The following is a 13067-nucleotide window of genomic DNA, read 5'->3' on the forward strand; positions in this document are numbered from 1 at the left end:
TTTCCGGCGGTTCTCCTCCCTGCCGCCGTGACTATCCCCCCTGGGCGGCAAACCCGATTGCGTGACGGTTTGCCGCCATTTTTTTGTCAGTGAGCCAGCTCATGCCTCAAGGATTTCATCGTCGTGCCCTTCTACGGGGATCGCTCGCGGGAACGGTAGGTCTGGGGGCCGCAGCGGCCTCTGCTGCGCCGGCTCTACCCCGACTCGAGAGCACGTTCTCGGTAAAGACCCATCGCCTGACCCAACTGGCGCAGTTTAACGCGCACGGTATGTCATGGACTGTCGATGAGGATCAAACACGCCGCGAAGGCGCTATCGTCTTCACCTCGGACAAGGGGGCGTTTTCTCTGTCAAAGCGCCCTGAAGCGGTGTTCGACGACATCACGCCCGCCTATCTGGGGCTGGCGCTCAAAGACATCTGTCAGGCCGATGCCGACCTGCTGGCCGACAAGTTGCTGGCGCACGGCGATGACCCGGACCCCGATGAGGTGCGCCGCGCGGCCCCGCCCGCCGGCTGGAATTTCACCCGTGAGTCGCTGTGGTGGCGGATGCCGTGGACGACCTTTGTCGGCACTACGCAACAGGGCGATACCATGCCCGTCTTTCCCAACGGACGTACGCGCACCTTTCGCCCCGAACATGTGTTTCCTGAACTGAGCGGCGACGACAATGTCAAACGCCGCTGGGAGGGACTGCTGGGCGGCTGGCTGCCTGCGGTTCACAAAATCATCGAAACTTCACCGACGCGGCACTATGACCTACTGGTCTTTGCCGACGTAACGGCGACGGATAAGCTGGTGGTGCAGACTTGGCACCGCACCATCCAGTACGATCATGGCAAGCCGGTCAAGACGGCCTTTGGCTATTCCTACGCCCCGTTCCCGCCGCGCCGCGTCGAACCGACTGCCGAGGCCTTTTATGAGGGGCTTCTGACCTTTGCCGGTGACTGGCAGGCGCGGCTCAAGGATCAGGCGAAGCTCAACATTCCCGATGCCGCTCTGTCGGACATGGTCAGCCACGCTTTTGCCAAGGAACTGATGGTGCGCCCACAAGGCGTCTATCCCAAATATGGCGTGATTGATCGCGACTATTTCGGTTCGGAATATGACGGGTTTCAGGACACCTTCACCTCATCGGTCTACGCTAATCTGGAGTGGGGGCGCTTTGATCAGGCTAAGGCTGTCCTGATCAACTATTTTGAGAATTTCGTCTTCGACGACGGACAGATCAACATGCGCGGGCCGGAAGTGGCGCAGTTTGGCCTGACGCTTAGCCTGCTGGCGCGATATTTGCGCTATACGGGCGATACAGCGACGCTGAAACGCTTTGCCGGCAAGATCGAAAACACGGCGGCCATCCTCACCGAACTGCACGATGTGGCGCTGAGAAAGCCCGCCGGGGACGCCGGGTTCGGCCTGCTCGACGGCTGGAGCGAGTCGGATGCCTGCCTGCATCTGGACCCCTCGGTGTGGTGGAAACCCTACTGGAACAATTCGGCCTTCGCCGTGCGTGGCTGGCGCGATATAGCCGCCGTCTGGGCTGTTATCACGCCGGATAAAGCCGGGCAGGCCGCCGACTGGAAAAGTCGCGCCGATACGCTTCAGGCGCAACTGATCAAGACCCTGCGCGCCCATATCCGCCACGACCTGACGCCGCCCTATGTGGCAATCCTAGCGGGGGCCACACTGACCCATCGTCAGGCTATGGTCGAATCCGCACGCACCAAGAGCGGAAATGAACAGGGGTGGGCGCACCGCGCCTATGCCGAATTACTGCACGCCGACGTCCTGCCCGACGATCTGGCCCAGACCGTGATAAATGCCGTGCGCGGGCATGGGGGCACGGCCATTGGCGTTCTGGCCAATTTCGGCCCGCCCAGCGACGACAGCCGCGACCAGTTGGGCTTTATCTCCTACGGATATGCCCAGCAATTGCTGCGTTCAGACCGTATTGAGGAATACCTGCTGTTCCTGCACTCTCATCGCTACCATTCGCATACTCCCGGCACCTGGGTCGCGGGGGAGGTTACGGGGATCACCGGCGGCCTGCCACTCTTCTGCATCCCGGCGCAACTGACGATACCTAAGCTGGTGCGCTGGGCGCTGGTGTTTGAAGCCTCGGACGAAGACACCTTGTGGCTGGGGCGTGCCGTGCCGCGCCAATGGTTTGCGTCCGAACAGCCTATCACCATCACCGGCGCGCCGACGCGGTGGGGGCCGGTCGATTTGCACCTGCAAAGACAGGGGCTCACCCTTACGGGCGACGTCCGCCTGAGCGGCGAGACCTGGCCCTCAGATTTGCGTTTGCGCCTGCGGGTGCCAAAAAACATGCGATTGGCTGCGGTCACGGTCAACGGTAAAAAAGCGGTGGTCGAGGGTGAAGATGTAGTGATCCGGCCACAGGGCGGGCCATTGCGCATTCAAGCCCGCTTGCGCAAGGGATAAAGGTTGCGTTTGATACGAGTGTGCTGTGATGGTCAACTGGACGGTTGACAGTCGCAGTAAAAGCGACACAAATCGTATACGAAACGGGGATCGACGCCGCGGCGTCTTGTTTAAGGGACTTTTCATGGGATTGTTTGGACCGCTAAAACCGCTGCATCGGGCGGAAGAAGACGGCAAGGCGCTGGCCAAGACGCTGAGCTGGCCGCACCTGATGGCGCTGGGCATAGGCGGCATTATCGGCACGGGCATCTACACGCTGACCGGCGTGGGGGCGGGGCTCGCTGGGCCCGGCGTACTCGTCTCCTTTGCCCTGTGCGGTCTGGTCTGCGCATGCGCGGCCTTGTGCTACACCGAAATGTCTACCCTGATCCCCGCCGCGGGCTCGGCCTACACTTACACCTATTCGGCGATCGGTGAGGTGGCGGGTTGGGTCGTCGGCTGGGCGCTGATCCTCGAATATTCTCTGGCCTGCTCCAGCGTGGCGGTCGGCTGGTCGGCACACCTTGTGGGCTGGCTGAATGAGGGGATGGGCCTGCAATTACCGGCCTTCCTGCTCAATGCGCCGCACGCGGGCGGCCTCGTCAACTTGCCGGCAGTACTGGTATCGCTGGCAGTGATGGGTCTTTTGATGATCGGTGCGCGCGAAAGCGCCACGCTGAACATCCTTTTGGTCATCATCAAGATCGTGGCGCTGGGGGCCTTTATTGTCCTGGGCCTGCCAGCCATTCAGGCCGGGAATTACGATCCGTTCGCCCCGTATGGTTTTATCGGTCAGCAGATCGGCGGCGAAAAAGTCGGCATCATGGCGGCGGCCGCCATCGTCTTTTTCGCGTTTTTCGGCTTTGATGCGGTTTCGACCTCTGCGGAGGAGGCCAAGAAGCCGGGCCGCGACCTGACCATCGGCATTCTGGGCTCCATGGCCGTTTCGACCCTGATCTACATGCTGGTCGCCGGTGTGGCCGTCGGTGTCGCGCCGTTTCAGGAAATCGCCAACAGCGCCGAACCGCTGCCGCACATCCTGCGTGAAATCGGCTATCCGATGGTGGCCGGCCTCGTCGGTCTGGCCGCCATCGTCGCCCTGCCATCGGTCATTCTGGTCATGATGTATGGTCAGAGCCGCATCTTCTTCGTCATGGCGCGCGACGGCCTGCTGCCGCAGGCGGTGGCCAAGGTCAATAAGAAAGGCTCGCCGGCGCTCATCACCCTGATCACCGGTATCTTCGTGGCCATCTTCGCCGGTTTTGTGCCGCTGAAAGAGATCGCTGCCCTGTCGAACGCCGGGACGCTGATCGCCTTTATCGCCGTGGCCCTGTCGATGATCATCCTGCGTCGCCGCTTCCCGAACCTGCCGCGCACTTTCAAGACGCCAGCCTATCTGCTGGTCGGGATTGCGGCAATCTTAGGCTGCGCCTTCATCTTCTACAGCCTGCCGATTCAGAGCCAGCTCTTTACCCTTATCTGGATGGCGATTGGTCTGGTCGTCTATTTCTCTTACGGTAAGTGGCATAGCCGCCTGAAAAGAGAGGGTTAAATCCTGTTGAGATGAACCAAGAGGGCGGGGAAAACCCCGCCCTGAACTTCTTTTCAAGCCGGTTCGGTCAGCGGAACAGGCGCGTGATCGTGGGCTTCGAGGAAGCTGACGATGCGACGGCGGCATTCGACGAACTGCATATCCTGCATCACGACCCTACGGTCGCGCGGGCGCGGAGTCTTTACGTCCACGATCTGCCCAATGCGGGCCTTGGGGCCATTGGTCATCATGACCACGCGATCTGCCAGCAGCACCGCCTCATCGACATCGTGCGTGATCATCAGCACGGTCGAGCGGATGCGTTCGTGCAGTTCCATCACGGTGTCCTGAAGATGGGCACGGGTGAGGGCATCGAGCGCGCCAAAGGGCTCATCCAGAAGTAGCACCTTGGGCTCCATCGCCAAGGCGCGGGCAATTCCGACGCGTTGTTTCATGCCGCCTGAGATTTCGCCAGGGCGTTTATCCTTGGCATGAGTCATCTTGACCAGTTCCAGATTGTGCAGGGTGCGGTCGTGGAGCTGTTTTAGGTTTTCCTTGGCGCCATAGAGCTTGGCGACGGCCAGACGCACGTTCTCATAAACGGTCATCCACGGCAGAAGCGAATGGTTCTGGAACACCACGGCGCGTTCGGGGCCGGGGCCTTTGATCTCTTTATTGTCGAGCAAGGCAGCCCCCAGCGTCACCGGCACAAGGCCCGCGACCACATTCAGTAGCGTGGATTTGCCGCAACCGGAATGGCCGATGATCGACAGGAATTCGCCCTTGTGGACGCTCAGAGAGACATTGTCGAGCACCTGAGAAATGACGCCGTCGCGCTCGAAATCGACATAGATGTTTTCAAGAGAAAGAAGCGGTTTGGACATGAGAGTTCCTTTTTAATCCGCAGTGGTCCCGCGTGAGACGTACTGACCTACAAGGGCCACGAGCCGGTCGAGCACAAAGCCGACCAGACCGACCCAGACGAGGGCGACGATGATGTCGGACATTCGCGAAGAGTTGTACTGATCCCAGATAAAGAAGCCGATGCCGACGCCACCTAGCAGCATTTCGGACGCCACAATCGCCAGCCAGCTCATGCCGACCCCGATGCGCAGGCCTGTAAAGATGTGCGGCGTGGCGGCGGGTAGCATGATCTTGAAGAAGTATTCACCGGGCGTCAGACGTAACACTCTGGCGACATTGACATAATCCTGCGGGATATTGCGCACGCCGACCATGGTGTTGATCACAATGGGCCAGATGGAGGTGATAAAAATCACGAATAGGGCCGAGGGCTGGGCTTCGCGCAAGGCGGCCAGTGAGATGGGCAGCCAGGCCAGCGGCGGCACAGTGCGCAGGACCTGAATGATCGGGTCTGTCCCTTTGCGCGCCCAATCAACCGTACCGAGGAAAGCCCCCAGCAGGACGCCGCACACGGCGGCCAGCCCAAAGCCGATACCGACGCGCGACAGAGAGGTCAGGACATGCCAGAACAGGCCCTTGTCCACGCCTCCTCGGTCATAGAAGGGATCAAAGATCAGTTCCTGCGCTTCCATCAAGACCATGGAGGGCGAGGGCAGGCCCCCCGGAAAGGCGGTACCCAGCGCTTCCCACATCAGAAGCAAGGCACTCACCGTGAGCAAAGGCATCAGGTAGTTACCGGCCTTGTCGGCCAGCTTGCGCCGTTTGGAAGCCGCTATCTGTTTGGCCTGAGCCGCCGCCAGAAGGATCTGGTTGTGATCGGCGACAGGGTCGGCGGGCGTGTTAGGCTGAGGGGCGGTCATTTTGTGAACTTCGAAGGGCATGGAAACCTCAATATCCCTCTCCCCCGAAGGGGAGAGGGGGGGGGGGCGTTAGGCCAGCTTCTTGACGGGCTGGCTGGCGAGGTAGGCATTCGGGTTGGTCCAGTCGAAGGTCTTGCCATCGAAGAAGCGCTCGACGCCGCGGGAGTCCGCCGGGGCCGGGATGCCATACTGTTTGGCGACTTCGCGCCACAGGTCGGAGCGGTTGACCTTGTTGACCAGAGCCTTGGTATCCACGTCGTTGTCGATAATGCCCCAACGCTTGTTTTCGGTGACGAACCAGGTGTCGTGCGACTTGAACGGGAAGCCGGCATTGTCGGCCCAGAACTTCATCAAATGGGCTGAGCCGGAGACGTTGCGGCCATCGCCGTAATTAATTTTACCCTGGAGGCGCGGTAGGATGTCGTTGATCGGCACGTTGATATACTGACGCCCAGCGGTGATGGCGCACATGGCGGGGCGATTCTTGTCGCACCATTGCTGGGCTTCCATGACCGCCGCGATCAGGGCCTTGGCCGCATTCGGGTACTTATCGACCCAGTCGGCGCGCATCCCCAACGCCTTTTCCGGATGGTTCATCCAGATTTCTGAGCTGGTGGTGGCAGTATAGCCGATTTTCTGGTTCACCAACTGACCGTTCCACGGCTCACCGACGCAGAAGACGTCTTGCGTCCCGGCTTTCATGTTGGCCACCATTTGCGGCGGCGGGATGACGATGGTGGAGACATCCGTATCCGGATTGATCCCGGCAGCCGCCAGCCAGTAGCGCACCCACAGATCATGCGTGCCGCCGCGATAGGTCATGGCCACCTTGGCCAGATTGCCGGCGGCCTTCATCTGGGCAAACTTGGCCTTGGCGCCGGCGGCATTGAGGCCGACCTGCACGTTTTTCAGATCATTGCCGACGCTGATACCCTGACCATTGGTATTGAGCCGCGACAGAATATACATCGGCGTCTTGCGCGCTCCGACGCCAAGGGTGAATTGATACGGCATGGGGCTGAGGATGTGTGCTCCGTCGATGCCGCCGCCTTGTGAGCCCAGCACGATATTGTCGCGCGTAGCGCCCCACGAAGCCTGTTTCAGGACCTCGACATTGGGCAGGCCGTATTTGGCAAACAGGCCTTTTTCCTTGGCGATGATGAGGGGGGAGGCATCGGTCAGGGCAATGAAGCCCAACTTGGCACCGGAAACCTCAGGCCCCTGACCGGCCGCATAGGCACCGGAGGGAAAAAGCCCTTTGGCAGCGGCGACGGTGGCGGCGGCCCCGATCAGGGCCTGACGGCGGGAAAAGGTGGTCATATCAGACAGTCCCTTAAAGTTTATATTCGAAGCCGACCCACACTTTGGTGCGCGAGGCGGGCATCAGGGTGTTGGCGCGCTCAAAGTCGGCATATTTCAGCAGCAGCGACAGGTTCTTCGTCAGGCCAGAGGCAAACTGCGCGTCGAACTCCGTGCCGATTGACTGGCTGAGGCGATCTGTCTCAAAGTCGTGGTAGGCGAGCGTCAGGGTCGGGTTTTTGATCAGCGGGAAGGACGGGTGGGTGTAGCCTGCTACTGTCAGGGTGTAGCTAAGGTTTTTAAACCCGTTGGCCATGGTCTTGTTGCCATTGAAGGCCAGCGCATCGGACCAGCCATTGAAGGCGTGCGCCGTGGCCAGAGGCGTAATAAAGCCGCGCGTGCCATCGCCTTCAAAGGTCTCGTAACCCACCTTGAAGGTGTACATGTCCCAGGTCGCTGCCCCGTCGATATTGGCGGCGGACAGCTCGAAATCGGCCGGGTTATAGCCATAGTCGGTTTGTTTGGCGTAATAGCCGGAATAGGCCAGCTTGAAGGATGATACCCACGCCGAACCGGACGCCTTGAGGCCGATGGTATTGGTCGAGTTCGCCTTGGCATTCTCGAAATCGAGCGCGTAATCAAAGACCTGAAGCTTTAAGGCTTCAGTGATCGGTAGCGTGACATTCAATAAATGGCTGTCAGAATCCCAGTCGGCGGTTTCCCCCAGAACACGGTTGACCTGAAACACATAGGCGTAGGTAACGGCCAGCTTGCCCACCGTGGTATCGACGCGCAGAGCATCGAAGGTCTGTTCGTCCTGACGCCAGCCGATATTGCCGATGAAGCGCGCATCGTCGAGGATGAGGCGCTGACGACCGGCGGTGACGGTGGTGAAACTTGAGGGCGTCCACACCACCTGCGCACGGTTCAGTTCGGTCACTGTCGGGTCGTTGACGGCGGGATATTGGGTCTTGCCGTTGGTGGTTGAGTTGTAGTCGTCGTCGAGAGCGCGGACATCATCGAATTCCACGAGAAATTTCAGGTTCTTCCAGTCTGCCGACTGAAAGCCAATGCGATTGCGCAGAGTGAGCGCCGCCCCCTTTTTCAGCCCCGCCTGATCCACGCCCTCGTAGCGCAGACGGCTTTCCAGCAGAGGCTTACCCATGGCCAGCGCCTCACCAAACGTCTCCTGAGCGAAAGCCGGGGCACAGAGCCCGCTTAAAAATGTTGCGCCGCACAAAATTAAGGGCGCGCTTTTCCGACGCAGCTTTAGATGGGCCACGGTCATATCCCCTGAAAAGAGCAAAAAAAAACGCCCCAGACTAAACCGCAGGTTCCCCCGATGCGGTAATGGTCTGAGACGTCGTTGTCCGGTTATAGGCGAAGCCCTCTGTGGCGCCGCCGTGTGTTATCCGCCTTTGGATAACGTCGTCAGCGTCATACAACATTCACTGGGCGTCAATCTCTTTTTTCGCATCTGCGTAAAGTTTTTAAAGGCGGGCGGGTTGTGAGGTATTTTGGTCACAAACCCCGAGGCCGCATCATGCGACTATGTGGCGAGGCCCCGACCGCGCCACGCCGACTGTGCCCGTGAGGCGCGCTTCCTTTGCAAATCCTCAACAGATGTGCGCTGCGGTAATCTTTCATTATCCATAGTTCGGTCATAAAGGCGCGAGACTACTGACGCTCCGGAGACCCTCATGCGCACCTTCAAGCGAATTTCCGTTTTTGTCCTGCCGGTGGTGCTGGCTGCGGCCCTTTCGGCTTGTACGGTGATGCCTCAGGCGCCGAAATATCCTATTTATATGGAGAATAGGCCGGTCGCCGAGGGGCCGCGGCCCGCACCGGTTGAGCCGTCACAGGCACCGGCCGAGGAGCCGACGGGGATCCAGCCGTTAGGCTCCAAGGGCGGGATCACGACCACGGAGTTGCCGCCCCCCCCTCCGCCGCCGCCGCCGGCCAACACCGTAGCAACTAAGCCCGGGCCGACTGCTCCCAAGCCCGTAGCGACCCTGCCGGTCCACGACAGCCGGGCGGGGTTTGTCTACACGCTTCAGCCTAAGGATACGTTGTTTGGCGTGTCGCGGCGTTTTGGCGTGCCGGTACAGACCCTGTACAAAATGAACGGTCTGGCGTCTGACTCGGTGACCCATATCGGTCAGAAGATTTTGCTGCCGGAGACGGCGAAGGACAAGGGAACGGAAACCTATGCCTCCGGGCCGGCCCCTGACCGTGTCAAGGCGGTCGTCGCGCAGGCCGATGCGCCGAGACCTGCCGTAATGCCGCCCGCACCCAAGCCGGTCGTGTCGGCACCTGTGGCAAAACCTGTTGTCACCGCGCCGACGCCGGCGCCCGCCAAGCCGGTTGAGGTCGCCAAAAGCTTGCCGTCCGATACGGCCGGGATCGTCAAACTGGGCAAGGGACGCTTTGTCTGGCCGTACAAGGGTAATGTGCTGGTCCGCTACGGTCAGTTGGCACCGAACGTGCGCAATGACGGCATCAATATTGGTGGTCCGGAAGGGGTGGATATTGTGGCCGCCGATGAAGGTACGGTGGTCTATGTCGGCGATCAGGTGAAGGAACTCGGCAATACAGTCTATATCCGTCACGCCGATGGCTTTTACACCGGCTATTCGCACCTCGGTAAGGTCAGCGTGAAGTCCGGGCAAAAGGTCGCTCAGGGGCAGGCCGTCGGCACCATGGGCAAATCGGGGGCGGTGGACCGGCCGCAACTACATTTCGAAGTGCGCTATACGCCGTCCTCTGAAATCGCCAAGCCGTTTGATCCGACACTGGTTCTGCCCTGATGCGGATGCCATTGGCTGCCCAAAGCATTGCACGTGTAAGGAAGCCGTAAAAAGCACATTGACCTTTTAATCTGTGTGCCTATGTATGGCCCAACCCTATTCCCTGCCTGCCGTTGGCGGGCCTAAACGGAGACCCCGGTCTTGGATACTGCCGCTCTTGTTCAGCTTCTGCCCTTCGTGGCGATCTTCGTCCTAATGTATTTCCTCATCATCCGCCCGCAGCAAAAGCGCGCGAAGGAACATCAGGCGCAACTCAATGCCGTCAAGCGCAACGACACTGTCGTCCTGTCGAACGGCATGATCGGCAAGATCACCCGCGTCGAAGACACCCAGGTGATGGTGGAAATCGCGTCGGGTGTGAATGTGCCAGTCGTCAAGTCGATGATTGCCGAAGTCCGCACTAAGGGCGAGCCCGCCCCGGCCAATGACAAGGCCGCTTAATCGGGTTCAGTCCATTTGGGCCTGTCTGATCCGTCAGACAGGCTTTTTGTGTTTTTATTCAACCCGTTCCTGCAAACTTTTCGCAGCGGGAACTAAAGGGTCGTAACGATCATGATGCAATTGTCCCGCTGGAAAATCACCCTGGTGACGCTCGTCACCCTGCTGGGGATATGGTTTTCCCTGCCCAACCTTCTGCCGAAAACGGTCCTTGACCAGTATGCTTTCCTGCCCAAGAACGGCCTAAATCTCGGTCTCGACCTGCAAGGGGGTTCGCACCTTCTGCTCGAAGTTGATACGGAGGCTTTGGCGCGGGACAAGATCAAGAACCTGACCGAAGAAACGCGTGACCGCCTGCGCAGCGCCGGGATTGCCTTCGGCAGTCTTACTGCTCAGGGCGATGTGGTCAGTGTGCGCATCAACGAAGCCGGGCGTGTCGATGCGGCCGTGACCGCCCTGACGCCGCTGTCCAATCCGCTGGTAAATAATCCTTCGGCGCGGGATGTGGCCATCACCAAGGAAGCCGATCAGGTCATTCATCTGACCTACACTAAAGAAGGCAAGGCCGCCGCTTCGTCCGGTGCCGTGGACGCGTCAATTGAAACTGTGCGTCGCCGCGTCGATAATCTGGGAACGCGCGAACCGACCATCATCCGTCAGGGCACCAACCGCATCGTTGTGCAGGCCCCCGGTGAAAGCGACCCAGAGCAGCTCAAGCGCGTGATCGGTACCACCGCCAAGCTGACCTTCCAGATGGTGGACGAGTCGGCGTCGCCTGCAGATGTGGCGGCCGGTCGTGTGCCGCCGGGTTCCGAGCTTCTGCCGACCTCGGACCCGACCCTGCCGCCGTCAATGGTCGTCAAGAAGCGTGTGATTGTTTCGGGTGAAAACCTTACAAAGGCCTTTGTCGATACCGATCAGAGCAATCGTCCAGCCATTGGCTTCCGGTTTGACGGGGAGGGCGCGCGCAAGTTTGGCGAGGCTACGTCGCAAAATATCGGCCGTCCGTTTGCCATCATCCTCGACGGCAAAGTCGTTTCCGCGCCGCGCATCATCAGCGCCATCACTGGTGGTTCGGGTCAGATAACGGGTAACTTTACAGTTCAGGAAGCCTCGGAACTGGTCAATGTGCTCAACGGCGGGGCGTTGACCGCGCCGCTGAATATTGAAGAACAGCGCGTGGTGTCGGCTGAACTTGGCGCCGACTCGGTGGCCAAGGGTCAGCTTTCGACCATTATCGCCTTTATTTCAGTGTTGATCTTCATGCTGCTGGCCTATGGCTGGCTGTTCGGCGGCATCTCTATCGCCGCCCTGATCGTCAACCTGATCCTGATTATCGCCGGTATGTCGGTGACGCAGGCGACCCTGACCCTGCCGGGTATTGCCGGTCTGATCCTGACCCTCGCTGTGGCCGTTGACGCCAACGTGCTGATCTATGAGCGGATGCGCGACGAAATTCGCGCCGGCCGCAATGTGATCGGTGCGCTGGACGCCGGCTTCTCCAAGGCCATGGAAACGATTATCGACGCCAACCTCACCTCGCTCGGTGCGGCGGCGATCATGTTCTTCTTCGGGGCGGGGCCGGTGCGTGGCTTCGCCTGGACCCTGTCGCTGGGCGTTATTACCTCGGTCTTCTCGGCCGTCATGGTGACGCAACTGCTGCTGGCCTGGTGGTATAATGCCCGTCGCCCCAAGACCCTGCCGATTCAGGCAGCGGACGGGAAGGGCGTGTGGCCGCTGATCAAGATCCTGCCGCAAAAGACGAATTTTGGCTTTGTGCGCTTCTCTAAGCTGGCCGGTATCATTTCCATGGTTCTTGTCGCCGCTTCGCTGTTCTTCACCATCTGGCCGGCTACGCCGCCGTGTGGCGGTCTGAACTGCGGCGTCGATTTCAAGGGCGGCACTATCCTTGAGATGTCGCAGAAATCCACTATTGATCTCGCTAAGCTTCGCAGCACGCTCGATACGCTGGACCTGCATGACGTGCAGGTTCAGGGCGCCGGGCAGTCGGGTCAGGACGCCATGATCCGCTTCGAGTCGCCGACCACCAACGCGCAGGCGGCGTTGGATCGTGTACAGACCTCAATTAAAGCGCAGTTCCCTGACGCCAGCTTCAAACCGGCCACTGTGGTCGGCCCGAAGGTATCGGGTGAGCTCTTCACCGGAGGTATTCTGGCGCTGGTTTTCGCCATCGGCCTGATGATGGTCTATATCTGGTTCCGCTTTGAATGGCAGTTCGGCATGGGGGCGGTCGTCGGCCTGATGCACGACGTTATCCTGACTTTCGGCCTGTTTGCTATCTTCCGGCTGGAATTTACCCTGACGGCCGTCGCGGCCATTCTGACCATCATCGGCTATTCGATGAACGATACCGTGGTTGTGTTTGACCGCATCCGTGAAAACCTTCGTAAGTATAAAAAGATGCCGCTCAAGGACGTGATCGACCTGTCGATCAACGAAACCCTGTCGCGGACCATTATCACCGGGGTGACGGCCGTTATGGCGTTGACCGGTCTGGCGGTTCTGGGCGGTGAGGCGCTGTTCTCGTTCTCGGTGGCGCTGATCTTTGGTATCATCATCGGCACCTATTCGTCGATCTATGTCGCGGCCCCAGTTATCCTGTTATGGGGTGTCAACCGTAACGCGGCCGAAGCCGAGGTTGTTGATGTGGGCGGCTTCAAGGGCAAGAAGGCCCCGCAGCCGTAAGGGGTTCTGCCAGCCTGACAAATGACCGCTCTGTCCGTTTGGCAGGGCGGTTTTTTGTTGCTTTTGGTGTGCGGCAGGG

The 13067-nt window shown here is 59.8% G+C and carries 9 protein-coding genes; 5 read left to right on the top strand and 4 right to left on the bottom strand.

All coding sequences use genetic code 11. The annotated features are described in order from the left end of the window. Positions 1 to 101: 101 nt before the first annotated feature. Both ASTEX_RS06115 and ASTEX_RS06120 read left to right on the top strand, forming a co-directional pair. Complete coding sequence (locus ASTEX_RS06115) at positions 102 to 2444, top strand: hypothetical protein (RefSeq protein WP_013478739.1); 2343 nt, start codon at positions 102 to 104, stop codon at positions 2442 to 2444. A 124-nt stretch (positions 2445 to 2568) separates the two neighbouring features. Continuing rightward, the gene (locus ASTEX_RS06120; RefSeq protein WP_041658560.1) at positions 2569 to 3975 is read left to right on the top strand and encodes an amino acid permease; all 1407 of its coding nucleotides are present in this window, start codon (positions 2569 to 2571) and stop codon (positions 3973 to 3975) included. Between the two features lie 53 nt (positions 3976 to 4028). Here the strand turns inward: ASTEX_RS06120 and ASTEX_RS06125 are convergent, their stop codons facing one another. Genes ASTEX_RS06125 through ASTEX_RS06140 form a run of 4 tightly spaced genes read right to left on the bottom strand, consistent with a single transcriptional unit; the run spans position 4029 to position 8202 of the window. After that, positions 4029 to 4838: an ABC transporter ATP-binding protein gene (locus ASTEX_RS06125; RefSeq protein WP_013478741.1), complete on the bottom strand. Its 810-nt coding sequence runs from the start codon at positions 4836 to 4838 to the stop codon at positions 4029 to 4031. A gap of 12 nt (positions 4839 to 4850) precedes the next feature. Beyond that, positions 4851 to 5759 (bottom strand): nitrate ABC transporter permease, encoded by a 909-nt coding sequence (ntrB, locus tag ASTEX_RS06130; protein ID WP_013478742.1) that lies wholly within the window; start codon positions 5757 to 5759, stop codon positions 4851 to 4853. A 48-nt stretch (positions 5760 to 5807) separates the two neighbouring features. Further along, entirely contained in the window at positions 5808 to 7058 is a 1251-nt protein-coding gene (locus ASTEX_RS06135; protein ID WP_013478743.1) for a CmpA/NrtA family ABC transporter substrate-binding protein, read from the bottom strand. 13 nt (positions 7059 to 7071) lie between these two features. Beyond that, positions 7072 to 8202 (bottom strand): alginate export family protein, encoded by a 1131-nt coding sequence (locus ASTEX_RS06140; protein ID WP_245532481.1) that lies wholly within the window; start codon positions 8200 to 8202, stop codon positions 7072 to 7074. Between the two features lie 535 nt (positions 8203 to 8737). Between ASTEX_RS06140 and ASTEX_RS06145 the strand changes: the two genes are divergently transcribed. The 3 genes from ASTEX_RS06145 (at position 8738) to secD (ending at position 12988) form a co-directional block, all read left to right on the top strand. Further along, positions 8738 to 9844 (top strand): peptidoglycan DD-metalloendopeptidase family protein, encoded by a 1107-nt coding sequence (locus tag ASTEX_RS06145; RefSeq protein WP_013478745.1) that lies wholly within the window; start codon positions 8738 to 8740, stop codon positions 9842 to 9844. A gap of 141 nt (positions 9845 to 9985) precedes the next feature. Beyond that, positions 9986 to 10285 (top strand): preprotein translocase subunit YajC, encoded by a 300-nt coding sequence (gene yajC, locus ASTEX_RS06150; protein ID WP_013478746.1) that lies wholly within the window; start codon positions 9986 to 9988, stop codon positions 10283 to 10285. Between the two features lie 111 nt (positions 10286 to 10396). Beyond that, positions 10397 to 12988 (top strand): protein translocase subunit SecD, encoded by a 2592-nt coding sequence (gene secD, locus ASTEX_RS06155; protein ID WP_013478747.1) that lies wholly within the window; start codon positions 10397 to 10399, stop codon positions 12986 to 12988. Positions 12989 to 13067 lie beyond the last annotated feature (79 nt).

This window comes from Asticcacaulis excentricus CB 48 (assembly GCF_000175215.2).
Lineage (GTDB): Bacteria > Pseudomonadota > Alphaproteobacteria > Caulobacterales > Caulobacteraceae > Asticcacaulis > Asticcacaulis excentricus.